The organism is Actinoplanes sp. NPDC023801, assembly GCF_040639655.1.
Classification (GTDB): Bacteria; Actinomycetota; Actinomycetes; order Mycobacteriales; family Micromonosporaceae; genus Actinoplanes.
This window is the reverse complement of sequence record NZ_JBFAAI010000002.1, coordinates 103280-125321: the sequence shown is the minus strand read 5'-3', so window position 1 is coordinate 125321 and position 22042 is coordinate 103280. Positions and strand designations below refer to the sequence as shown.

Genomic DNA, 22042 nt, shown 5'->3' with positions numbered 1-22042 from the left:
TGACGGTGACAGGTTTGGTCCTGGCCGCCGGCGGCTCCAGGCGTCTGGGCGAGGCGAAGCAGTTGCTGCCGTTCCGCGGCCGCACCCTGCTCGACGCCACCCTGGACATGGCCCGGTCCTGTCACCTCGACGAGGTGGTGGTCACCCTGGGCGGATCGGCCGCGGAGATCAAGAACACGGTCGACCTCTCCGGCGTACGCGTGATCGAGAACCCCGCGTTCGCCGACGGATGCGGTTCGTCCATCCGATCGGCGATCCCGCACATCACCACCGACCGGCTGGTCCTGCTGCTCGGCGACCAGCCTCTCGTCTCACCCTTCGACGTGCGGCGGGTGGCGCTGGTAGACGCCCCGATCGGGGTGTGCCGTTACGCCGACGGGCTCGGCCACCCGTTCCTGTTCCGCCGGCCCGTCTTCAGCGAACTGGCGACCCTGCACGGCGACAAGGCCGTGTGGAAGCTGCTGCACTCGGGGCGGTACCCGGTCACCGAGATCGCCACCGCCGGTACCGTGCCGACCGACGTGGACACCGTGGAAGATTACGAGCGGCTCATTGCGAATGAACACTCCTGAAGAGGTCGTCCAGCGACTGGACGCCGTCAATTATCTGGCCGACGACGGCCTGGCCATGGCGATATTCCTGGCCCTGCGCCTCGGTAAACCGCTGTTGCTCGAGGGCGAGCCCGGCGTCGGCAAGACCGCCGCCGCGAAGGCACTGGCGCAAGCCCTGGACACGCCGTTCATCCGCCTGCAGTGCTACGAGGGACTGACCGCCGGCGAAGCCCTGTACGAGTGGAACTACCAGCGGCAACTCCTGCACATCCGGCTGGGTCTCGCCTCGGACGACTCCTCTCTGTTCACCGACGACTTCCTTCTGGAACGGCCGATCCTGCGCGCCGTCCGGTACGACGGGCCCACCCCGCCGGTGCTGCTGATCGACGAGATCGACCGGGCTGACGACGAGTTCGAGGCACTGCTCTTCGAGTTCCTCGGTGAGGCCGCCGTCACCATTCCCGAACTGGGCACCTTCGCCGCCACCCGCCCGCCGGTCGTGGTGCTGACCTCCAACCGCAGCCGCGACCTGCACGACGCCCTGCGGCGCCGCTGCCTCTACCACTGGATCGAGTTCCCCGAGCCGAGCCAGGCGGCCGCGATCGTGCGGCGATCCGTGCCCGGCGCGTCGGCACCGCTGATCCGAGACGCCACCGATTTCATCGGCCGGGCCCGCCGGCTCGAACTGGACAAGGCGCCCGGCCTGGCCGAGACCATCGACTGGGTGTCGGCGCTGGCTGCGCTCGGCGCCACCGAACTGGCCGCGGACGACGTCCTGCGCACCATCGGCACCATCGCGAAGACCCCCGACGACCGGATCGCCGTCACCGAGGCCGCAGCCGTCGTCAAGGCCGCATCGATCGCCGAGGCCGGTTCGATCGCCGACAGCGGATTGGTCGCCGGCACCGGTTCGGTGGCTGACAGCGGTTCGGTGGCGGGGGCCGCATCCGTCGCCGGGGCCGGACCCGTCGAGACCGTATCCGTCATCGAGATCGAATCCGCCCCAGAGGACGTACCCCTCTGCGAGATCGCATCCCCCGCTGAAGCCGCATCTACCGCTGATACCGCATCCATCGCTGGGACCGCATCCGCCGCTGACGCCGCATCCGCCGTCGGAACCGCTACCGCCGGTGGCACCGCATCCGGCCTCGAGGCCATATCGGCGCCCGAGTTCGTATCTGTGGCCGAGGCCGAGTCTGCCACCGATGCCGAACCTGTCGTCGACTCCGTTCCCGCTGTTCATCGTGCATCTGTCGTCGAGGCCGCAACTCAGGAGAGCCCCCAATCAAGATCACCAACGAGTTCGTCGTGCAGATCCCGATCGACCGGGCCTGGCAGGTACTGACCGACCTCGAGGGCATCGCGCCGTGCATGCCCGGCGCCCAGCTCACCGGGGTCGACGGCGAGGTCTACAAGGGAAAGGTGAAGGTGAAGGTCGGCCCGGTGATCTCCGAGTTCGCCGGCACCGCGCAGTTCACCGCCAAGGACGACACCACCTACCGCGCGGTGATCGACGCCAAGGGCCGTGACGCCCGCTCGGCCGGCAACGCGGCCGCCGTGGTGAGCGCCTCCCTGGTTGCCGAAGGCCCGTCCAGCACGAGGGTCTCGGTCGACACCGACCTGAAGATCAGCGGCAAACTGGCCCAGTTCGGCAGCGGCATGATCAAGGAGGTGTCGTCGAAGTTGCTCGCCCAGTTCGTCGCCAACCTGGAGGCGAAGCTGGCCGTCGACACCGCCTCCGCCGCCGCCTCCGCTCCCGCCTCCGCTCCGGCCGCAACTCTCGCCGAGTCGCCGGCCTCTCCGTCGTCGGCCGCCGTCTCGGTGCCCGGTGCCCCGGCGTCCATCCCCTCGGGAACAGCCGCATCGGGATCTGCTGCTTCGTCCTCCGCCTCCCCGGGATCTGCTGTCCCCGCGTCAGTCGGTGCCGGGTCAGCTGTCCCTGCGTCAGCTGTTTCATCGTCGGCCGCCCCGGTCTCCGGCGTTTCGGCCGCCGCCGTGGAGACCGCTCCGGACAGCGCGGTAGCGCTCGGCGTGCCGGCGCCCGCCGGACCGGTGACCGATGACGCAGCCGCTCCCGCGATCGCGCCGGACCCGTCCGCGGGTGAGATCGAGCCGGCGGCCGGCCGGCTCGAGACGGCCGAGGGCACCCCCGAGCCGGTGGCGCCGCTACGCGTCCCGGGCGCCGATCTGTCGGCTGCACCGACAATTGTGGCGGAGGCAGCCTCACCCACCGGCGGTTCGGCTGCCGCCGCGCCGACTGGCGGTTCGGCAACCGTGGCGTCCACCGAGGGTACGGCTGCCGGGCCTGGCGACGGCTCGGCAGCGTCCGGTGCGGGTGCGGCGAAGCCGGGGCGCGTCATCGAGTCCGAGGAGCCCGAGGCACTCGACCTGCTGGCCGTCGCCGGCGGGTCGATCTACAAGCGGGTCATCCCGGTCGCTGTCGGAGCCGCCGCGATCGCGGCCGCCGTGATCGTCTGGTTCGTTGCCCGCGGCTGACGACGCCCCGGTGCTGCTGCGCGGCGCCGACCGGGCCGCGTTCGCGGTGGCGTTCGCGGCCCGGTTGCGCCGCGCCGGGTTACGGGCGGGTCTCACCGAGACCGACGACCTGGTCCGCGCCTTGCAGGCCAGTCCGCCCACGTCCCGGAGCACGCTTTACTGGACCGCGCGGGTTGCCTCCGTCCGCCGGCACGGTGACCTCGCCGTCTTCGATCGCGTCTTCGCGTCCGTCTTCGACGACACACCGCCGCTGCCGTTGAGCCGTGCCGCGGTACCGCCGAAACGCCATGACGACACCGTGCACGTCACCGTTCCGGGGACCGGCGGGGAGACCACCGCCGGAGGCGAGGGTCTGCCCTGGGCCACCCTGCCCGCGGCAGTAGCCGCTGAGGAGCCGTCCGACGACGGGCTGGGCCTGCCCGAACTGCGCCCCAGCGCTCTCGCCGCCCTGGCCGGGACACCGTTCGAGGAGCTGGACCAGCGGCAGACCGAGGCGCTGGGTGCCGCGCTGCGCGACGCCTTGACCCGCTGGCCCCATCGTCGTGGCCGCCGGCACCGGGCCGGCCCGGCAGGCCGCCGGGTCGCGCTGCGGCCCACCATCGCGCGGGCCCGCCGTACCGGCTGGGAGGCGATCACCGTGGTCCGTGAGCGCCCCGTGCCGCGACCCCGCCGCGTCGTGATGCTGTGCGATGTGAGCGAGTCGATGCGTGCCCAGGCGGCCGCTTACATGCAGTTGATGCGAGCGTTCACGACTGTCGCCGGCGCCGAGGTGTTCGCCTTCGCGACCCGGCTCACCCGGCTGACCGTCCCGTTGCGGCACACGTCCCCGCGTGAGGCCGTCAACCAGGCCGGCGCCGCGGTGGACGACCGGTTCGGCGGGACCCGGATCGCCGCCAACGTCAGCGCCCTGCTGGACTCGCACCACGGCAACACGGTCCGCGGCGGTGTCGTCATCGTCGCCTCCGACGGCTGGGACAGCGATCCACCGGAGGCGATGACTGCCGCAATGGCCCGGTTGCGGCGCAGGGCGTACCAGATCATCTGGCTCAATCCCCGCGCCGGTGCGCCAGGCTGGGCTCCGAAGGTGGGTGGCATGGCGGCCGCCCTGCCGTTCTGCGACCTCCTGCTGCCTGCTGCCACGTTCGCGGATCTCACCGCCGCCGCCGACCACCTGCGGATTTCGACCACCGGCCGACGGGGACGTGCCTGAGCGTTCCGGAGTCTCGAGGGCACATACCTAAAACCCCGACTCCCGCCGCACGCGAGCGGACAGTGCGGACCATCCGAGTTTCCGTGGATGGCGCTGACCTCGCGAGCACTGTGGACGGCACCGGCCCCTGCGGTTTCTGTGGACAGCCGCGGCTCCTGCCGGGCGCCTGTGGATGGTCTCGGGGGGTACCGGGCCGGGGTCGCCCCGGGCGACCTGCGGGGTGATACTGCGGGCATGCCGAGCATCGTCCGGACAACCGCCGCCGCGTTGATGCTGCTCGGCGTCACCGCCTGCGACGACGCACCGTCCTCGCCGGCCTCGCCCCTGCCGGCCTCGCCCCTGCCGGCCTCGTCCCTGCCCGCGTCGTCCGCAGCGGCCTTTGTCGCGCCCCCGTTGCGGCTGCCCCAGGTCGCCCCCGGTGCCGCCTGCCCGGTGACCGTGGCCCGCCAGTGGTCCGGTCCGGGGAAGGCGGGCCGGGTGCTAGGTGACGGGCCGCTTTACCCGATCGCCGACTACTTCCGCGGAGGGAACGAACTCGAACTGCGACCCGAAGACCGGGAGCCGGACGGCACGTACGGCAAGAAGGTCCGCTGGATCGGCGCCGGTTACTCCGGTCCGGTGCTGGTGCGGGCGGGACGGATCGACGCGCCCGGAGCGGCGAGCGCCACGTTCTCCTACGTCGGTGAAGCCCGCGACGGCGGCCACTACGCGGATCTGAGCAGGGAGAACAATGACCTGCCCGCGACGACGACGGTCGCCGGGCCGGGCTGCTACGCATACCAGGTCGACGGCACCACGTTCAGCGCCACGATCGTTTTCCGCGCCGTCGCCTCCACCGGGTGAGCGGCGGGCCGGGCGTCCCCGCCGGGGAGCCCGGCCGTGTCGCGGTGCGGCGTCAGAGCGCACTGAAGAAGGCCCGCACGTCGTCACTGAAGAGCTTGGGCTGCTCAGCGGAGAGAAAGTTGCCGCCGGCCGACAGCTCGGTCCAGTGGGCGACCGGCGCGTCACGTTCGGCGTAGCGCCGGATCGTGACGTCGGTGACGCCGAGCGCGACACCCAGTGGGACGGTGGACTTCGGCTTCGGCGCCCACGCTGACGGGTCGTGCGCCATCTCCCAGTACAGGTTGGCCGACGAGCCGGCTGTCCCGGTGAACCAGTACAGGCTGACGTTGGTGAGCAGCAGGTCGCGGTCGACGGCGTCCTCCGGCAGGGCGGCCGCCGGGTCGGTCCACTCCTGGAACTTCTCGACGATCCAGGCGAGCTGGCCCACGGGGGAGTCGTGCAGCCCGAACGCCAGCGTCTGCGGCCGGGTCGACTGGATGGCGTTGAAGCCCATCTTGTCGTCCCGGAACTCCTGCAGCCGCCCCAGCCGGGCCTGCTCGGCCTCGGTCAGGTCGGCGAAGTCGGCCGGGTCGTCGGAGGGGAAGGTGATGTGCCCGTTGACGTGCACGCCGATCACCCTGGTCGGCTCCTGGCGGCCCATCTCGACCGCCGTCGCGGCGCCGCCACCGGTGCCCTGGACGCCGTATCGCTCATATCCCAGCCGTGACATGACCTCGTGGAATGCGGCAGCGGTCCGCGCCGTGGTCCAGCCTGGCGTGGTGAGCGGGCCGGAGTGACCGACGCCGGGGTTGCTCATCAGGACGAGGTGGAAGTGTTCGCGGAGCGCCTCGACCACGGGCAGGTAGACCGCGAACGACGCGGGCCAGTCGTGGGTGATGAGCAGCGGGGTCGCCGCCGGGTCGGCGGAGCGGACGTGCGCGAAGTGCAGGGTCTGCCCGTCGACTTCGGTGAGGAACTGGGGGAGCTGGTTGAGCCGCGCCTCGGCCGCCCGCCAGTCGAACTCGGCCGCCCAGTAGGCGGCCAGACCCCGCAGATAGTCGACCGGGACGCCGCGCTGCCAGCCCTGGCCGGGGATCTCCGGGGTCCAGCGGGTGCGGGCAACGCGGTCACGCAGGTCCTGGAGGTCGGTGTCGGAGATTTCGATACGGAAAGGGCGGATCGCGGTCATGCCGGTTCCTCTCTGAGTATCGGAACGGAATGTTTCGTTCCGCAGTCAAGGTAGCACGGTGGCGACGGCAGCGGAACAGAGCATTCCGCTCCGATATACTGGATGGCATGACGAACCCGGTGTCCGGCCGCAAAGGCCAGGCCGCGCGCAACGACGTGACGATCCTCGCCGCGGCGAAAGAGGTCTTCCTGGCCGACAAACGCGCACCCGTCGCGGCTGTCGCCGAGCGCGCCGGCGTCGGCATCAGTGCCCTCTACCGGCGCTACCCCGGTAAGGAGGACCTGCTCCGCAAACTCTGCCACGACGGCCTGCGGATCTTCATCGACGAGGCGGAGCGGGCCACCGCCGAGCCCGACGACTGGGCCGCCTTCGAGATGTTCCTGCGCGGCGTGGTGGAGGCCGACGTGCACTCGCTCACGGTGCATCTGGCCGGCACGTTCACCCCCACCGAGGAGATGGACGCCGATGCCGTCCGGGCCGGGGAGCTCGCCGCTGTCCTCTTCGATCGGGCCCGACCACTGATGCGTGCCGAGGCCGTCCCCGCCGACCTGACGATGTTGCTGGAGATGTGCGCGGCCGTGCGCGTGCCGGATCCGGGACGGACCACGTCCCTGCGCCGTCGCTACCTGACGATGCTGCTTGACGGCCTGCGTGCCGGCACGGCCCTGCCCGGGCCGCCGCCCACCAGGATCGAGGTCGACTGGCGCTGGTCGTCCGTGCCCCGCTAGAGGGGCTCTGTCAGCTCCAGAGGGTGACGTGTATGGACGGTTTGAAGCGGGCCACGTTGACCCCACTGCCGCGCATCATCGCCTGGATCGCCCGCGGCGTGGAGGCGAAGCGGCCCAGCTCGGCGGCTGCCGAGGGCTTGCCCGTCTCGGACAGCGTCAGCGCGTGCCACACGTCCTCCATGCAGGTGTGCGGCCCGCAGAACTGCACGAGATGTCCTTTGCGGACCTCCGGCGCGACGGTGAACGACAGCGCTGCCGCCACCCCTCGTCCCCGTTTCGCCTCCTCGATGGCCGCCGCGTGGCTCTGGAAGATCTGCTGCCGGTCGTCCGGTACGCCGAGCCGCCGCAGCAGGCTCGGGACGGCACCCCGATCGGCCGCCGCCGACGGCCCGAGCAGCCAGGTCTGGTCGCGCAGCTGTCGCGGTGACGGCTGCGTCCCGGCCAGCGGATGGTCCGGCCCGGCCACGGTGACCACCTTGTAGTACATGACCGGCCGGCACAGCACCGCGGGGTTCGGCAGCGCCGGAGGTGGGCCGATCGCGATGTCGACGCTCCGCTCGATCAGCGCCTCCATGAACGAGCCCGGGTTGCGCACGCTCAATTCGACGTCCAGATCGGCGGCCCGGCTCGCGAACAGCTCGATCAGGCCCGGCGCGGCATGCTCGGCGAACAGCGATGACGCCCCCACCCGCAGCAACCGGCGTCCCTGCCCGGCCGCGCTCACCTCGAGCACGGTGATGTCCTGCAGCCCCAGCAGCTCGGTGGCCCTGCTGGCCAGGCGAAGGCCGCCGGGTGTGAACGTCAGCCCGTTCGCGGTCCGGGAGAACAGCGGGTCCCCGAGCTCCTTGCGCAACTGTCCGATGTGCAGGGAAACGGCCGACTCGGAGACGTCGAGCTGCGCCGCGGCCTGCTTCACCGAGCCACACCGGACCACGGCGGAATAGGCACGCAACTGAGTGGGGGTCACAGCCCGTCCATCCCTCTACGGTGTGATGGGAACTCTCGAACCGAAATGTATCGCGATCACCAGCCCGGCAGCCTCCCGCGTCGCAGATCCTGATCACACCGGCGATCTCACCGATACCGCGGGCCCGCGAGGCACATACGCTGTCGTCCGCCGGCCGGACGAGAGGGGACCCGCGATGCCGACTTTTCAGGCAGCCGACGGTGTGGAGATCTACTGGGAACAATGGGACTCCGACTCCGATCTGCCGCCGGTGCTCCTGCACCACGGTTTCATCGCGAACGGCCTCGCCAACTGGGTCCTGCCCGGCATCGTCGACGCCCTCACCGCGACCGGCCGGCGGGTGATCACCATCGACGCCCGCGGCCACGGCCGTTCCGGCAAACCGCACGACCCGTCCTTGTACGGTGAGACGCGGATGGCCCAGGATGTGTCCACCCTCCTGGACCGTCTCGGCATCGAACAGGTGGACGTGGCCGGGTACTCGATGGGTGCGGTCGTCGCCCTCGTCCTGGCCACCAGGGATCCCCGGCTGCGCCGGCTCGTCATCGGCGGGGTCGGCTCGGCGGTCGTCGAGCTCGGTGGCGTCGACACCCGCGTCATCCCGGCCGAGGCGTTCCGCGAGGCCTTCCACACCGAGGACCCGGCCACCATCACGCATCCGGCCGCCGCCGGGTTCCGCGCCTTCGTGGACGCGGTCGGCGGTGACCGGGCCGCCCTCGCTGCGCAGGCCGCCGCCCTCCACGCCACCCCCCTGCCGCTGGACACCGTCGCGATCCCGACCCTGCTGATCGCCGGCCGCGACGACGTCCTGGCCACCCGGCCGGAACTCCTCGCCAAAGCCATCCCGAACGCTCGGCTCGCCGTCATCGACGGCGACCACCTGGGTGCGGTTCGCGTGCCGGCCTTCACCGAGGAACTGGTCAGCTTCCTCAACACCCACTGACTCACTTCCCGTGCAGGCCTCAGCAGGCGCGAAGTCGCACGGCATCGTTTCCGCCGCACCGAACGAGGAGGACGACGGGATCACCTGCCCGCGGAGAAGAAAAGCCCTCCGGCCGGCGCGTGGCGCTGTCTCAGCGCGCTTGAGACAGCGCCACGCGCCATCCGGTTTTCGGGGCTGTGTGAGAGGTGCGCCAAGACGGGGAGGGCGTACGCGTCAGAGGTCGAGCGACTGCGCCGCCATCTCCAGCAACGTCTCCACCGCGGACGCCGGGTCCTCCGGGGGCCGGATCGGAGCCGGGTCGAGGCAGCGGTCGAGCAGCAACTCGATCAGTGCCGCCCGGTGGATGATCTCGTCCGGGTCGATGGCGCCCGGCAGGATGCGGATCTCGACGGTGTCGCGGAGCGGGGTGTCGGTGAGCACCTGGGTCAGGTTGACGTCGAAGAACTTGGTGAGCCCGCCGTCCGCCGCCGCCTTGCGCAGCTCGTCGGTGGTCGGCGTGCCGGCGACCGCGGTGACCAGCGGTTCCGGGAGTGGGGCGAGACGGCGGCAGGCCGGGTTGGTGGCGAGCACCTCACGCAGGGCCTCCCGGTAGTACGCGAACAGGCGCACCAGATTGGCCAGGGCCGCCGGGGCGCGGAACGGCGCACCGTCGACGTGCAGGTGCACGGCCGCCTCCCGGGGAACCGTGAAACCGAGGCCGGCCGCCGGGCCGAGGAGTTCGGCGAGGGCGGCGCGATGGTTCACGGCCAAGGGTGGGGTGACGATCTCGCACGGTCGTTCGCGTTCGCCGCCGGCCGGGGACGCCAGCGCGATCGTGGCGCCGGCCGTGTCGTCGAGCCGGTATATCCGGCCGTGCTGCTGGACCTCCGTACCCCAGAGCCGGGCGGCCGGATCCAGCACCTGCGAAAGCTTGCCGCCCGGATCGCACTGAGCGGCGAGCAGGCGCAGCAGCCGGGTGTCGTCGGTGAGGATGCGGAACCAGCCGGGGATGGCGGGCGCGCGCTGGTCGAGACCGTGCAGCAGGGTGACGTCGTCGACAAGTGTGCACAGCGGCGACCCGTCCCGGCTGCGGATGTCGAAACCCTGGGTGAGGTGCAGGAACCGTCCCAGGCCGGGGACCAGGGACGGTTCGCTGTCGTGGTGCCAGACCGGCCGGACGCTGCCCCCGCAGCGTCCGGCCACATCCATGGCGAGCGTGCGCCGGCTGACCCCGGGCGGGGCCATCAGCTCGATCTCGAAGCCGATCCGCCGGCGCAGCTCCGGTGTCACGGCTGGATCGGCAGCGTCTCGCCGGCGTTCAGCCGTCGCCCGGCCTCGACCTTGGCGTCGTACGTGTCGTCCATCTTCCAGAGCTTGGCCAGCTTCGTGGCGTCCTCGCTGTCGTACCCGGCGTCCCAGAAGATGTTCGCGAGCCGCGCCTCCTTGGCCTCCTCGAGGCGCTTCGGGTCGGGCTTGATCGGCAGCTTCTCACCGGCGAGCAGGCGCTTGCCGGCTTCGACCTTGGCGTCGGACGGGTCGTCCATCTTCCAGAGTCTCGCCAGCTTGACGGCTTCGTCCCAGCCGTAGCCGGCCAGGAAGAACTTGTCGAGCTGCTTGACCGCCTCTTCGTCGACGGGCTCCTCGCTCGCCGGCGTGTCGGGGTTCTGCTCCGGCTTGACCGGCAGCGTCTCCCCGGACAGCAACTTCTGCCCGGCGACCGCCTTGACCTGGGCGATGCGGTCGGTGCCGAGCTTCCACAGGCCGGCCAGCTCGACCGCGTTGTCGTAGCCGAAACCGGCTTCGAAGTACGCCTGGAGCCCCTCCTTGACCTCGTCCTCGGTCAGTGGTGCCGAGGGATCGAGGGTGGGCGGAGCGGTCGGGGTGCTCGCCGGGGCGGCGACCTGGAAGGCCGGCGTGGCGGCCGGGTCGTGCGGGAGAATTCCGGGGAGCTGGGTGATGCCGGCGATCAGGCCGGCGCTGAGCGCCACCCCGCCTGCGGCCTGCGCCCCGCGACGGCGCCATTTGTACTTCTGTGCCAGTTCCTCGACGCGGGCGTAGACCGCTGCTGGATCCGGCGTTTCTTTCTCGTGCTTGGTGAAGGCTTCGCGCAGCCGGTCTCCGTGCTCAGTCACGACCTCTCCTCGGCATGGACCCGTAGTTCCGACTCCTGGTCGAGCCGGAGGATGTTCAGTGCCCTCGACGCGTGACTGCGCACCGTGGCGGGTGCGCAGCCCAGCAGGTCGGCGATGGTGTCGTCGTCCAGCTGCTCGTAGTACCGCAGCACCAGCACCGCCCGCTGTTTGCGCCCGAGGGCGGACAGCCGGTGCCAGAGCGCGTCGGCCTCGACCACACCGTCGGCGTGGTCACGGGAGCCGCCGCGCGCGTCGTCCAGCTCGATGAGCCGTTCGCCGGCCGCGTGGATGTGCCGCACCGCCCAGCTGCGCCGCCACGACAGGTACTCGTTGAGCACCATGCGGCGGACGTACGCCTCGGGCGAGTCGGCGTCACTGATCCGTTTCCAGCGCACCTGGGCACGGGCCAGCACCTCCTGCACGACGTCCTGTGCCAGATCGCGGTCGCCGGTGAGGACGACGGCGTAGCGCAAGAGGCTGGGCAGGCGGGCCAACGCGAATTGCTCGAAGGTCACACCTCATCGACGCATCCCGGCGCTGGATTGTGCAGTCGGTTCCGAAGATATTTTTCGACGCCGTCAGGTAGCTAGACAGACTGCTAACCAGTTAGCCTGCCTAGCATGACTCCCCGGCCGTGGTTGCACGGCTTCCTCGACCTGTGCCTGCTCGCGATGCTGCGCGAGCGGCCCGACTACGGCTACGGGCTGGCCCAGCGGCTGGCCGCGGCCGGCGTCGCCGACATCCCGGGCGGGACCCTCTACCCGGCGCTGCTGCGCCTGGAGCAGCAGGGACTCGCCTCACCCAGCTGGGCGCCGTCGGAGAACGGCCCGCGCCGCAAGTACTACGAGATAACCCCGGCCGGTCTCGGCGCACTGCGTGCCCAGGCCGACGAGTGGCGGGTCTTCCGCGACGGCGTCGACGCGCTGATCGGGAACGAGATGGCCGGGGAGCACACGCCATGAACGACTGGCCCCGGCGGTTCGAGGCCGAGCTGGTCCGGCTGGGCCTGCAACCCGAACGCGCCCACCGGCTCACTGCGGAGACCGCCGCGCAGGCGGGTGAGCATGCCGCCGACCCGGATCACTTCTTCGGCCCGGCTCACCTCTACGCCCGTCATCTGGTCGCCGAGCTGCAGGTCTCCACGCTCGAGGAGAAACGGGCGGCGGCCGGGAAGGTCATGCTCCGGCTGGCCGGTGTGACCAAGCGATACGGCCGGCGGACCGTCCTGACCGGCGTCGACCTGACCGTCCGCGGCGGGGAGGTGGCCGCGATCGTCGGCGCCAACGGCTGCGGCAAATCCACCCTGCTGCGCATCTGCGCCGGGCTCACCGCCCCGACCAGCGGCACCGTCCAGCGGACCCGGCGGGTCGGATTCGTCCCGCAGGACGGCGGCACCGCCGGGTGGCTGACCGCCGACGAGCACTTCACCCTCTTCGGTGCGGCGGCCGGCATCGCGCCCCGCAAGGCCCGTTCCACCGGCGCGCACCTGGCCTCGCTGCTCGCCTGGCGGCCCACCGGCTCCCAGCCGGTGCAGGAACTCTCCGGCGGAACCCGGCAGAAGCTCAACCTGGTCCTCGGCGAGCTGCACGGGCCCGACCTGCTGCTGCTCGACGAGCCGTACCAGGGTTTCGACCAGGGTTCGTACCTGGACTTCTGGCGTCAGGTCCGGGCCTGGCGCGACGCCGGCCGGGCCGTCGTCGTGGTCACCCACCTGCTGCACGAGCTGCAGCACGTCGATCATGTCCTCGATCTCGGAGGTGCCTCATGACCGCCGCTCTCGTGGTGGCCGGGCTGTCCGCCCGTGAGGTGTCCCGGCGGCGTACCGCCCTGCTGCTGGTGATCTCGCTGCCGCTCTGGTTCTACCTGGTCCGGCGGGATCTGACCGGTCAGTCCACCCGGATGCTCGCCATCGGCATCGGCTGGGCCGTCTCCACCCTCACCCTCTTCGTGGTGAACGCGGCCCGTGGGGTCGACCCCCGCCTGCGGATCTCCGGGGCGTCGGTGGCCGGCGTCATCGGCGGCCGGCTGATCGCGATGAGCGGCTTCGGCCTGCTGCTGGCCGGCGGCTATTTCCTGCTGGTCGCCGTGGATCAGCACATCGAGCGGGCCTGGGCGGTCGCGTTGCTGATGATGCTCACCGCCCTGATCGCGGCGCCGTTCGGCAGCCTGGTCGGCGCGTTGCTGCCGCGCGAGCTGGAGGGGGCTCTCGCGTTGCTCAGTGTCTGCGCGGTGCAGATGCTCGCCGACCCGGCCGGTTCGATCGCCAAGTTCCTGCCGTTCTGGTCGGCCCGGGAGATCGGTACGTACGCGGTCGACGGCGCCGCCGCCGACCTGCTGTGGCGCGGTCTTGCACACGCCGTCGTGGTCTGGATCCTCTGCACCGGGCTCACCCTGGTGATCTTCGCGCGCCGGCTGCGGCTGGAACGCTACCCCGAACCTGAGGATCACTAGGCGACCATTCACGTTCGGGCGCGGGCTGCCGATTTATGAGCCGTCACGAGAATGTGCAACGGCGTCCGCAGAGGTGAATGATGAGTAACGGTGCAGCTGGTTCGATCGCCCTTCCGCACGTGAAGGGAGGGCTGGCCGCGATCGACCTGCCGGCGGTCGGTTCTCCGATGTTCCTCGTCCTGGGTGACGGCGTGAACCTCCGCTCACGGCTCGAGTCCGTCGACGGCGAGACGTTCAGTGTCGCCGCCCCGCTGGAGACCAACGACGTGGCCGCCCCGGAACCGGGCCGCGAGTTCGAGGTCTTCTGGGTCCCGCCGCGCACGCGGGTCGTGCTGCCGGTCCGGCTGGTCGTGGTGTCGGGCAGCGCGCCACTGCGGTGGACGCTCGTGCCGACCGGCGGCGCTCGCAGCGACAACCGGCGCGAGTTCGTGCGCGGCGGCGCCGGCGCGGTCGTCCAGCTGGAGACCGAGGTGACCGGCCAGCCGGCCGAGGGCGTGCTGCTCGACATCAGCGAGGGCGGCCTGCGCTGCTGGATCGACGAGGTCACCTCGCTGAAACAGGGCGACCGGGTCGACGCCACGGTGTGGCTGGGTACCGCCGAGGCGAAGCTGAGCGGATCCGTCCACACCGTGCGCGAGGCCCCGCACGGCGACCCCGGCCAGCACCTGATCCTCACCTTCGACACCCCGGAGGAGGTGGCGCAGACCATCCGGCAGTACATCCTCGCCTGGGAGATCGGCGAGCGCCGCCGGAACAAGGGCACCGCCTGAGAGTTCAGCGGCGCCTGCGCCGCAGGACGGAACGGACCACCAGGAAGGCGGCGACCAGAGCGATCTGGCCGCCCAGGACGATCTTGTTGACGTCGACGGCGGGCAGCCATTGTGCCCGCCCGTCGCGGATCACGTAGACGCCGGCCGGGCGCGCGGTGAAACCGAACCCGCCGCCCGAGCCCTCGCCCTGCGGCTCGTCGCCGTCGGCCGGGGCGCCGCTGCCGCCGCCCGCCCCACCGCCCCCGCCGACGGTGGCTACCGGGACGACGGTGACGCCGTCGCGTTCGATCGGGGTGCCGAAGACACGGGCCACGGTGGCCGCCTCGGTGCCGGACCGGGCTCGTTCGAGGATCTCGGATGCACTGAGCTTCGATGACATGAGGTCACCATCCCACAGCGGTACGTCTACCCGCCTGTCCCGGAGGGCGGGGCGGTGCTGCCACGGATGACGAGGCGGGTGGGCACCAGGTCGGTACCGGGCCCGGCCGGTTCGTCGTGGATCTGGCCCAGCAGCGCGTCGACGCACCGGCGGCCGACCTCGGCGAAGTCCTGGTGGACGGTGGTGAGCGGGGGCAGGTAGGAACCCGCGTCGGCGATGTCGTCGAAACCGACCACACTGACGTCGGCCGGGACCCGGCGGCCGCGTTCGTGCAGGGCGCGCAGGACGCCGAGGGCCATCTGGTCGTTGGCCGCGAAGACCGCCGTGCACTCCGGGTCGCCGGCCAGGCGCAGGCCCGCGTGGTATCCGGAGTCGGCCGACCAGTCCCCACGTTCCGGTGGCAGGACCGGCCGCCCGGCCTCTTCGAGGACCTGCCGCCAGGCGCCGGCGCGGCGTTCGGCGGCGAACGACTCGACCGGCCCGGCCACGTGCCGGACCGTACGGTGGCCGAGTTCGAGCAGATGCCGGACCGCCTGCCGGGCGCCGTCGGCCTGGTCGGTGTCGACCACCGGGTACCGGTCGCCGGCGTCCGAGTCGACGACCACGACGTGCACGCCGGGTGGGATGGCGACCGCGGACGCGTCGAGCAGATGTACCTCGATGATGAGGACGACGCCGTCGACCGCGAGCTCGCCCATTCTTGTGAACGCTCCCATGACGTTGTCCTGGGTCGGCGCGCCCACCGGGATGAGGGTTATCGCGTAGCCCTCCGCGGCGGCGTGGGTGGCGATCGCCTCCACTGTGCGGCTGTTGCCGGTGGAGGCCAGCCCGAACAGGATGACGCCGATGGTGTTGAACCGCCCGTAGCGCAGCGACCGGGCCGCGCTGTTGGGCCGGTAGCCGAGTTCGCTCATCGCCGCGAGGACCTGCTCACGGGTGGTCTCGATGACGCCGGGGGAGCCGTTGGCCACGCGGGAGACGGTCTGCGAGGAGACCCCGGCGAGGCGGGCCACGTCGGCCATGGAGACGCGCTGTTTACGGCGGCCGCCCGGTACGTCCGAAGCGGCACGGAGCCGGGGTGGTTCGATCTTGATCACTCCTTGACCGTGATTTGTGGCCCGTGCCACTATACGGCAGTCATGTTTACGTAAACATGACGTCTATGTTTACGTAAACATCCTTGGGAGGGGGCAGAGTTGACCCGGCGTTCATGGATCGGCTGGCAGTTCACCGGTCCGTTTCTAGCGGTGTTCACGCTCGTCTTCCTGGCGCCGATCGCGTATGCGGCGTACCTCAGCGTGTTCCGCACCCGCCTGGTCGGCGGCACCACCTTCGTCGGCCTGGAGAACTACACCAAGGCCCTCGAGGATCCCCAGTTCTGGGAGGCCCTCGGCCGCGTCTCGCTGTTCCTGGTCGTCCAGGTGCCGATCATGCTGGGGCTCGCCCTGCTGGTGGCGCTCGCCATCGACAGCGGCCGGCTTCACGGCGCCGGTTTCTTCCGGATCGCGATCTTCCTGCCCTACGCGGTGCCGGCCGTCGTGGCCGCGGTGATGTGGGGCTTCCTGTACGGCACCCGGTTCGGGCTGGTCGGCAACTTCAACGAGGCCTTCGGTGTCACGCTGCCCGACCCGCTCGCGCCGGACCTCATCCTGGCCAGCATCGGCAACATCGTGACCTGGGAATTCATCGGTTACAACATGCTCATCCTGTACTCCGGGCTGCGGGTCGTGGACACCGCGCTCTACGAGGCGGCCGCCATCGACGGGGCCGGCCAGTTCCGGATCATCCGGGCCATCAAGCTGCCGGCGCTGCGCGGGCCGCTCGTCGTGGCCACCGTCTTCTCCATCATCGGCAGTTTCCAGCTCTTCAACGAGCCCCAGATCCTGGACACGCTCGCACCGAACTCGATCACCACCTACTTCACTCCCAATCTGTACGCCTACCAGCTCTCCTTCGCCGGGCAGCAGATCAACTACTCGGCCACGATCGCGCTGATCATGGGCGTGGCGACGACGGTCGTGGCGTACCTCTTCCAGCGCCGCACCATGCGGGGGATCTCATGAGGACCCGGACCCACCCCCGGAAGCGCAGCGTCACCCTGACCGTCGTGACCGGCGTGATGCTGGTCTACACGCTGCTTCCGCTGGTCTGGTTGGCGATCAGCGCGACCAAGACGCAGGAGGACCTGCTCGGCACGTTCGGCCTGTGGTTCTCCGGCGACTTCGCGCTCTTCGACAACATCGGCCGCACGTTCGCGTACCAGGACGGGATCTTCGGGCGCTGGCTGCTCAACACCCTGCTGTACGTGGTGGTCGGGGCGGGTGGTGCCACCATGCTGGCCGCGCTCGCCGGGTACGGCCTGGCCAAGTTCGACTTCGTGGGGCGCCGCGTGGTCTTCGCCGTGATCCTCGGTGGCATCGCCATCCCGGGTACCGCGCTGGCCGTACCGACGTTCCTGATGTTCGCCAGGCTGGGTCTCACCGACACCCCGTGGGCGATCATCATCCCGTCGCTGGTGTCGCCGTTCGGCCTCTACCTGATGTGGACGTACGCCACCGACGCGGTGCCGAACGAGATCCTCGAGTCGGCGCGCGTCGACGGGGCCGGCGAGTTCCGTGCGTTCTTCAAGCTCGCCCTGCCGCTGCTCGCGCCCGGCCTCGTCACCGTTCTGCTCTTCAACCTCGTGTGGACGTGGAACAACTTCTTCCTGCCGCTGATCATGCTGAAGGACCCCGATCTGTACCCGCTCACGCTCGGGCTCTACCAGTGGAGCGAGCAGGCCACCACGGTCGGCGGCGATGTCGTCTACGACCTCGTGATCACCGGATCACTGCTCACCATCATCCCCCTCATCGTGGCGTTCCTGCTGCTCCAGCGTTTCTGGCAGTCGGGCCTGGCCACGGGAAGTGTCAAACAGTAATCCCCCTCCTCCCGAAGGGAACCGTTGATGATGATCACCCGTCGGCGCGCGCTCGTTGGCGCCGCGCTGTCGATATCCCTGCTGGCCACCGCTTGCTCGAGTTCCGACGACGGCGACACCGGCGGCGGTGCGGCCGCGACAAGCGTCTCCGAGGCGGATGTCAAGGCCGCGCTGGATGCCGGTGGCAACCTGACGGTCTGGGCCTGGGACACCACGCTCACCAAGGTGGCGGCCGACTTCCAGACCAAATACCCCAAGGTAAAGATCAACCTCGTCAACGCGGGTACGGGTAACGACCAGTACACGGCCCTGCAGAACGCCATCACGGCCGGCACCGGAATCCCCGACGTGGCGCAGATCGAGTACTACGCGCTGCCGCAGTTCTCGCTCGCCAAGTCGGTCGCCGACCTCGGCGTCTACGGCGCGAAGTCGCTCGACGGCACCTTCACCCCGGGCACCTGGAACTCGGTGCAGGCCGGCGGCAAGATCTACGGGCTGCCGATCGACTCCGGGCCGATGGCGCTGTTCTACAACAAGGAGGTCTTCGACAAGCACGGCATCGCCGTGCCGACGACCTGGGCCGAGTACGCGGCGGCCGCCGAGAAGCTGCACACCGCCGACCCGAAGGCGTACATCACCAGTGACAGCGGTGACGCCGGGTTCACCACCAGCCTCATCTGGCAGGCCGGAGGCAAGCCGTACCAGGTCAGCGGCACCGACGTCACGGTCAACTTCGCCGACGCCGGCAGCCAGAAGTTCGCGACCGAGTGGCAGAAGCTCCTCGACTCCAAGCTGCTCTCCCCGGCCCCCGGCTGGACCGACGAGTGGTACAAAGGCCTCGGCGACGGCACCATCGCCACCCTGGTCACCGGCGCGTGGATGCCGAGCAACCTGGAGAAGGGCGCCGCGGCCGCCAACGGCAAGTGGCGGGTCGCGCCGATGCCGCAGTGGGAAGCCGGCGGCAAGGCCACCGCGGAGAACGGCGGCAGCTCGCTCGCCATCCCGGACAAGGCTCCGAACAAGACCCTGGCCTGGGCGTTCCTGAAGTACGCCGCGGTCGACGAGGGCGCGCAGGCCCGCATCGCCGACGGCGCCTTCCCGGCCACCACCAAGCACCTCGCGGACCCCGCGTTCCTGGGCAAGGAGTTCCCGTACTTCGGTGGCCAGAAGGTCAACGAGGTTCTCGCCGCGTCCGCCGGGCAGGTCGTCTCCGGCTGGTCGTACCTGCCCTTCCAGGTCTACGCCAACAGCATCTACAGCGACACCGTCGGCAAGGCGTACATCGGCCAGGGAAACCTGACCGACGGCCTGAAGGCCTGGCAGGAAGCATCCGTCAAGTACGGCACGGAACAGGGCTTCACGGTTAAATGACGCAGAGCAACGAGACGACCCGGCGCTGGCTTCGCCGCGCCGGGTCGGCGCGTCTGGAATTCGGCGCGGACTACAACCCGGACCAGTGGCCCCGCGAGTTCTGGGACGACGACGTACGGGCCATGCGGGAGGCCGGCGTCACCGTCGTGTCCCTCGCGATCTTCTCCTGGGCACGGCTCGAACCCCGCGAGGGGGCGTACGACTTCGCGTGGCTCGACGAGGTGATGGACCTGCTCCACGCCGGTGGCATCACGGTTGACCTGGCCACCGCCACCGCCTCACCGCCGCCCTGGCTCACCCGCAAGCACCCGGAGATCCTGCCGGTGACGCGTACCGGCGAGGTCCTGTCGCCGGGCGCCCGCCAGCATTGGCGGCCCACCTCACCCATCTTCCGGGAGCACGCGCTGCGCCTGGTCCGTGAGCTGGCCACCCGCTACGCCGAACACCCGGCGCTGGTGGCCTGGCACGTCAACAACGAGCTGGGCTGCCACAACATCTACGACTACTCCGACGACGCGGCCGCCGCCTTCCGGGTCTGGCTGCGGAACCGTTACCACGACGTCGAAGCGCTCAACCACGCGTGGGGCACCGCGTTCTGGTCGCAGCGGTACGACGACTTCGAGGAGGTTCTGCCGCCCCGGCTGGCCGCCTCGCACCCGAACCCGACGCAGCAGCTCGACTTCAAGCGGTTCTCCTCCGATGCGCTCAAGGAACACCTGCGCGCCGAGCGGGACCTGCTCCGGAGCATCACCCCGGAGGTGCCGGTCACCACGAACTTCATGGTGATGGGCGAGACGAAGGGAATGAACTACGCCGACTGGGCCGCCGAGGTGGACTTCGTCTCCAACGACCACTACGTGCTGCCCGGCCCGCAGGCCCGCGACGAGCTGAGCTTCTCGGCCAACCTGACCGGCAACCTGGCCGGCGGCCGGCCCTGGTTCCTGATGGAGCACTCCACCAGCGCGGTGAACTGGCAGCCGGTCAACGTCGCCAAGAAGCCCGGCGAACTGGAACGGGACTCGCTCACCCACGTCGCGCACGGCGCCGACGCGGTCTGCTACTTCCAGTGGCGGCAGTCGAAGGCCGGCGCCGAGAAGTACCACTCGGCGATGCTGCCGCACGCCGGGACCGACAGTGACCTGTTCCGGGCCGTGGTCCGGTTCGGGCAGCGGCTGCGCGAACTGGCGCCCGTCGCCGGTTCGCGCCGGCGCCGGGCCGAGGTCGGCATCGTCTTCGACTGGGAGTCCTGGTGGGTCGCCGAGCACGACTCGCACCCGACCGACCGGCTTCGCTACCGACAGGAGACGCTCGACTGGTACACCGCTCTGCTCGACGCCGGGGTCCGTGCCGACGTGCTGCCGGTGACCGGGCCGCTCGAGGAGTACCGGGTGCTGATCGCCCCGATCCTGCACGTCCTGCCGGCCCGGCTGGCCGTCCGGCTGCGCGACTGGGTGGCCGCCGGTGGGCACCTGGTCACCACGTACTTCTCCGGCATCGTGGACGAGAACGACCACGTGTGGCTCGGTGGTTATCCGGGGCCGCTGCGTGACGTGCTGGGCATCCGGATCGAGGAGTTCGGTCCGCTGCTCGACCACGAGAGCGTCGAACTGGACAACGGCACGACCGGCACCCTCTGGACCGACCGCATCGACGTGACCTCGGACGATGTGGAGGTACTCGCCCGGTACAAGACGGGCGAGCAGGCGGAACGGGCGGCAGTCACCCGGCGGCGGGCAGGTGCCGGGTCGGCGGCGTACGTCTCCACCCGTCTCGGCCCGGAGGGGCTCGGCCCGCTGTTGCCGGCCCTGCTCGGTCCGGCCGGGGTGCGTGGCGAACTGCCGCCCGAGCTGGCCGGCCGGGTGGAGCTGGCGATCCGCGGCGACCACTGGTTCCTGATCAACCGGACCGACGGGCCGGTGGACCTCGGCGCCCTGCCGGACGGCGGGATCCTCGAACCGCGCGGCGTGGCGATCCTGCACCGGCCGTGAGGCGTGGGGGATTCGGGCGCGTGATGCGCCCGAACCCCCCACGCGGGCCTGACCGGTGCCGGCCGGATGGGCCGGCCGGCACCGGTCAGAGGGGGGCCCGCGGGACGAAGGCGGTCGCCCTCGACGCGGAGGTCCGTACGATCTTCAGCCACTCGCCGTCGGCGGCCACGTGGTGATCCGGATAATTCTCCGACCGTAATGCCAGTGCGGCGCCTTGACGAATCGTCACGGCGCAGAAAGTCGAGTCCTGGCGGAATAGGGCGGAGCCGTCGTTCCTGTCGAGGCGTATTTCGAAATTTCGATGCCGGAGATAATATCCGGGAAAGTTGACTGATTCCAGCGAGACGCAGCCGTTGTCGGCGAGTCCGGAGCGTACCCGGAAAGCCGCGTCCGGGCCCCCGCCGCGGCGGATCGGCTCGAGCCGGCCACGGTAGTCACGATGCCGCACCCGATGCCCGGAGCGGTCCGCGGCCTCCAGCCCGACGGTCGATCCGACAGTCAGCGAGACCGGCGCGGGGGTGGCCGGCCGGGTTGTGGCGGGCGGTCCCGCGGTGGTGCGGGTGGCCGTCGGCGAGTTCCCCGGCGGTGACGGCGCGTCCTCCGCCGGAACATCCGGCAGGGTGGTGCCGGTCGGTGACGGCAGCACGCTGACCGGCACGTCCGCCGAGTCCAGCACGGGTGGGACGGGCTGCGGTGGCCACCCGGCGACCGGATGGGTGAACTCGGCGGCGACCGGCTCGGGACTCTGGGCCGCGTCGAGCAGCACGGCCGTTGCCGCGGTCGCCGCGCAGGCCAGGCAGAGAGCCGCGGCCAGGACCAGACGGGGACGCGTCATGGCCCTGCCGCGCAGGCGGGCCAAGGAGTCGTGGCGGGGACGGGCCACGCTCGGAACCGGGTGCGCGGTAGGCCGGATCGGCCCGGCGGGCGACCCGCCGGGTGAATACGGCGGAATCCAGCCGCCGACCCGCAGTCCGTTACGGGTGTCGTCTTCCGGCATCAATTTCGCTTCCGTGGGGGACGTTCACGAGAATCACTTAAGGATTCGATAAGGATCTACACGCTCGAGGCATGTGAAAGCAAGAGGGAACCTTGCCCCAATTTTTGGGAGCGCTCCAATCGAACCGAGGCGGCCTCACGTCCGTACCC

Annotated in this window: 23 protein-coding genes; 15 read left to right on the top strand and 8 right to left on the bottom strand. The window is 70.5% G+C overall.

Annotation, left to right across the window (positions count from 1 at the left end; all coding sequences use genetic code 11):
- From AB0G04_RS05110 to AB0G04_RS05090, 5 genes are all read left to right on the top strand, one after another.
- The coding region (locus AB0G04_RS05110) for a nucleotidyltransferase family protein (protein WP_360976642.1) at positions 1–572 on the top strand (572 nt) is incomplete at its 5' end.
- Positions 559–1896 (top strand): MoxR family ATPase, encoded by a 1338-nt coding sequence (locus tag AB0G04_RS05105; protein WP_360976639.1) that lies wholly within the window; start codon positions 559–561, stop codon positions 1894–1896. The genes AB0G04_RS05110 and AB0G04_RS05105, both read left to right, overlap by 14 nt.
- Positions 1860–3047: an SRPBCC family protein gene (locus AB0G04_RS05100; protein WP_360976636.1), complete on the top strand. Its 1188-nt coding sequence runs from the start codon at positions 1860–1862 to the stop codon at positions 3045–3047. The genes AB0G04_RS05105 and AB0G04_RS05100 overlap by 37 nt, the downstream gene beginning before the upstream one ends.
- Entirely contained in the window at positions 3034–4257 is a 1224-nt protein-coding gene (locus AB0G04_RS05095) for a VWA domain-containing protein (RefSeq protein ID WP_360976633.1), read from the top strand. Before AB0G04_RS05100 ends, AB0G04_RS05095 begins: the two co-directional genes overlap by 14 nt.
- A gap of 234 nt (positions 4258–4491) precedes the next feature.
- Complete coding sequence (locus tag AB0G04_RS05090; RefSeq protein WP_360976630.1) at positions 4492–5100, top strand: hypothetical protein; 609 nt, start codon at positions 4492–4494, stop codon at positions 5098–5100.
- Between the two features lie 52 nt (positions 5101–5152).
- Here the strand turns inward: AB0G04_RS05090 and AB0G04_RS05085 are convergent, their stop codons facing one another.
- A complete protein-coding gene (locus tag AB0G04_RS05085; RefSeq protein WP_360976627.1) occupies positions 5153–6268 on the bottom strand; it encodes an epoxide hydrolase family protein in 1116 nt (371 codons plus the stop codon).
- Between the two features lie 107 nt (positions 6269–6375).
- Here AB0G04_RS05085 and AB0G04_RS05080 point away from each other — a divergent pair, with 107 nt between their 5' ends.
- Positions 6376–6996 carry a helix-turn-helix domain-containing protein gene (locus AB0G04_RS05080; protein ID WP_360976624.1) on the top strand — a complete coding sequence of 207 codons (621 nt, stop codon included), beginning with the start codon at positions 6376–6378 and terminating at the stop codon, positions 6994–6996.
- A 10-nt stretch (positions 6997–7006) separates the two neighbouring features.
- On the opposite strand, the gene AB0G04_RS05075 is transcribed toward AB0G04_RS05080, so the two are convergent.
- Positions 7007–7963: a LysR family transcriptional regulator gene (locus AB0G04_RS05075; protein WP_360976621.1), complete on the bottom strand. Its 957-nt coding sequence runs from the start codon at positions 7961–7963 to the stop codon at positions 7007–7009.
- 175 nt (positions 7964–8138) lie between these two features.
- Here AB0G04_RS05075 and AB0G04_RS05070 point away from each other — a divergent pair, with 175 nt between their 5' ends.
- Positions 8139–8906, top strand: coding sequence for an alpha/beta fold hydrolase (locus tag AB0G04_RS05070; protein WP_360976618.1), 768 nt, complete (start codon positions 8139–8141; stop codon positions 8904–8906).
- Positions 8907–9119: 213 nt separating this feature from the next.
- Here the strand turns inward: AB0G04_RS05070 and AB0G04_RS05065 are convergent, their stop codons facing one another.
- Genes AB0G04_RS05065 through AB0G04_RS05055 form a run of 3 tightly spaced genes read right to left on the bottom strand, consistent with a single transcriptional unit; the run spans position 9120 to position 11532 of the window.
- Positions 9120–10175, bottom strand: coding sequence for an amidoligase family protein (locus AB0G04_RS05065; RefSeq protein ID WP_360976615.1), 1056 nt, complete (start codon positions 10173–10175; stop codon positions 9120–9122).
- Positions 10172–11017, bottom strand: coding sequence for a hypothetical protein (locus AB0G04_RS05060; protein ID WP_360976612.1), 846 nt, complete (start codon positions 11015–11017; stop codon positions 10172–10174). The genes AB0G04_RS05065 and AB0G04_RS05060 overlap by 4 nt, the downstream gene beginning before the upstream one ends.
- Positions 11014–11532 carry a SigE family RNA polymerase sigma factor gene (locus AB0G04_RS05055; protein ID WP_360976609.1) on the bottom strand — a complete coding sequence of 173 codons (519 nt, stop codon included), beginning with the start codon at positions 11530–11532 and terminating at the stop codon, positions 11014–11016. Before AB0G04_RS05055 ends, AB0G04_RS05060 begins: the two co-directional genes overlap by 4 nt.
- A 105-nt stretch (positions 11533–11637) precedes the next feature.
- Between AB0G04_RS05055 and AB0G04_RS05050 the strand changes: the two genes are divergently transcribed.
- From AB0G04_RS05050 to AB0G04_RS05035, 4 genes are all read left to right on the top strand, one after another.
- On the top strand, positions 11638–11979 hold the full coding sequence (locus tag AB0G04_RS05050) for a PadR family transcriptional regulator (protein ID WP_360976606.1): 342 nt from the start codon (positions 11638–11640) through the stop codon (positions 11977–11979).
- A complete protein-coding gene (locus AB0G04_RS05045) occupies positions 11976–12785 on the top strand; it encodes an ATP-binding cassette domain-containing protein (RefSeq protein WP_360976603.1) in 810 nt (269 codons plus the stop codon). Before AB0G04_RS05050 ends, AB0G04_RS05045 begins: the two co-directional genes overlap by 4 nt.
- Complete coding sequence (locus AB0G04_RS05040; protein WP_360976600.1) at positions 12782–13468, top strand: hypothetical protein; 687 nt, start codon at positions 12782–12784, stop codon at positions 13466–13468. The genes AB0G04_RS05045 and AB0G04_RS05040 overlap by 4 nt, the downstream gene beginning before the upstream one ends.
- Before the next feature lie 80 nt (positions 13469–13548).
- Complete coding sequence (locus AB0G04_RS05035) at positions 13549–14238, top strand: PilZ domain-containing protein (RefSeq protein WP_360976597.1); 690 nt, start codon at positions 13549–13551, stop codon at positions 14236–14238.
- A 4-nt stretch (positions 14239–14242) separates the two neighbouring features.
- On the opposite strand, the gene AB0G04_RS05030 is transcribed toward AB0G04_RS05035, so the two are convergent.
- Together AB0G04_RS05030 and AB0G04_RS05025 are read right to left on the bottom strand one after the other, a co-directional pair.
- The gene (locus AB0G04_RS05030; RefSeq protein WP_360976594.1) at positions 14243–14617 is read right to left on the bottom strand and encodes a spore germination protein GerW family protein; all 375 of its coding nucleotides are present in this window, start codon (positions 14615–14617) and stop codon (positions 14243–14245) included.
- Positions 14618–14643: 26 nt separating this feature from the next.
- Positions 14644–15714, bottom strand: coding sequence for a LacI family DNA-binding transcriptional regulator (locus AB0G04_RS05025; RefSeq protein WP_360976591.1), 1071 nt, complete (start codon positions 15712–15714; stop codon positions 14644–14646).
- A gap of 99 nt (positions 15715–15813) precedes the next feature.
- Between AB0G04_RS05025 and AB0G04_RS05020 the strand changes: the two genes are divergently transcribed.
- The 4 genes from AB0G04_RS05020 to AB0G04_RS05005 are packed head-to-tail and all read left to right on the top strand — an operon-like array spanning position 15814 to position 20896.
- A complete protein-coding gene (locus tag AB0G04_RS05020; RefSeq protein ID WP_360976588.1) occupies positions 15814–16680 on the top strand; it encodes a sugar ABC transporter permease in 867 nt (288 codons plus the stop codon).
- Positions 16677–17537 (top strand): carbohydrate ABC transporter permease, encoded by an 861-nt coding sequence (locus AB0G04_RS05015; protein WP_360976585.1) that lies wholly within the window; start codon positions 16677–16679, stop codon positions 17535–17537. The genes AB0G04_RS05020 and AB0G04_RS05015 overlap by 4 nt, the downstream gene beginning before the upstream one ends.
- Before the next feature lie 27 nt (positions 17538–17564).
- The gene (locus tag AB0G04_RS05010) at positions 17565–18908 is read left to right on the top strand and encodes a sugar ABC transporter substrate-binding protein (RefSeq protein WP_360976582.1); all 1344 of its coding nucleotides are present in this window, start codon (positions 17565–17567) and stop codon (positions 18906–18908) included.
- The gene (locus AB0G04_RS05005; RefSeq protein WP_360976579.1) at positions 18905–20896 is read left to right on the top strand and encodes a beta-galactosidase; all 1992 of its coding nucleotides are present in this window, start codon (positions 18905–18907) and stop codon (positions 20894–20896) included. Before AB0G04_RS05010 ends, AB0G04_RS05005 begins: the two co-directional genes overlap by 4 nt.
- A gap of 85 nt (positions 20897–20981) precedes the next feature.
- On the opposite strand, the gene AB0G04_RS05000 is transcribed toward AB0G04_RS05005, so the two are convergent.
- Positions 20982–21731 carry an AbfB domain-containing protein gene (locus AB0G04_RS05000; protein ID WP_360976576.1) on the bottom strand — a complete coding sequence of 250 codons (750 nt, stop codon included), beginning with the start codon at positions 21729–21731 and terminating at the stop codon, positions 20982–20984.
- Positions 21732–22042: the final 311 nt, after the last annotated feature.

Excerpts from the sequence above, each read along its gene's own strand:
- AB0G04_RS05090 (WP_360976630.1), top strand. The coding sequence starts at position 4,492 with ATGCCGAGCATCGTCCGGACAACCGCCGCCGCGTTGATGCTGCTCGGC.
- AB0G04_RS05070 (WP_360976618.1), top strand. The coding sequence starts at position 8,139 with ATGCCGACTTTTCAGGCAGCCGACGGTGTGGAGATCTACTGGGAACAA.
- AB0G04_RS05010 (WP_360976582.1), top strand. The coding sequence starts at position 17,565 with ATGATGATCACCCGTCGGCGCGCGCTCGTTGGCGCCGCGCTGTCGATA.
- AB0G04_RS05085 (WP_360976627.1), bottom strand. The coding sequence starts at position 6,268 with ATGACCGCGATCCGCCCTTTCCGTATCGAAATCTCCGACACCGACCTC.
- AB0G04_RS05080 (WP_360976624.1), top strand. The coding sequence starts at position 6,376 with ATGACGAACCCGGTGTCCGGCCGCAAAGGCCAGGCCGCGCGCAACGAC.
- AB0G04_RS05035 (WP_360976597.1), top strand. The coding sequence starts at position 13,549 with ATGAGTAACGGTGCAGCTGGTTCGATCGCCCTTCCGCACGTGAAGGGA.
- AB0G04_RS05040 (WP_360976600.1), top strand. The coding sequence starts at position 12,782 with ATGACCGCCGCTCTCGTGGTGGCCGGGCTGTCCGCCCGTGAGGTGTCC.
- AB0G04_RS05030 (WP_360976594.1), bottom strand. The coding sequence starts at position 14,617 with ATGTCATCGAAGCTCAGTGCATCCGAGATCCTCGAACGAGCCCGGTCC.
- AB0G04_RS05015 (WP_360976585.1), top strand. The coding sequence starts at position 16,677 with ATGAGGACCCGGACCCACCCCCGGAAGCGCAGCGTCACCCTGACCGTC.
- AB0G04_RS05045 (WP_360976603.1), top strand. The coding sequence starts at position 11,976 with ATGAACGACTGGCCCCGGCGGTTCGAGGCCGAGCTGGTCCGGCTGGGC.
- AB0G04_RS05105 (WP_360976639.1), top strand. The coding sequence starts at position 559 with ATGAACACTCCTGAAGAGGTCGTCCAGCGACTGGACGCCGTCAATTAT.
- AB0G04_RS05005 (WP_360976579.1), top strand. The coding sequence starts at position 18,905 with ATGACGCAGAGCAACGAGACGACCCGGCGCTGGCTTCGCCGCGCCGGG.
- AB0G04_RS05000 (WP_360976576.1), bottom strand. The coding sequence starts at position 21,731 with ATGACGCGTCCCCGTCTGGTCCTGGCCGCGGCTCTCTGCCTGGCCTGC.
- AB0G04_RS05050 (WP_360976606.1), top strand. The coding sequence starts at position 11,638 with ATGACTCCCCGGCCGTGGTTGCACGGCTTCCTCGACCTGTGCCTGCTC.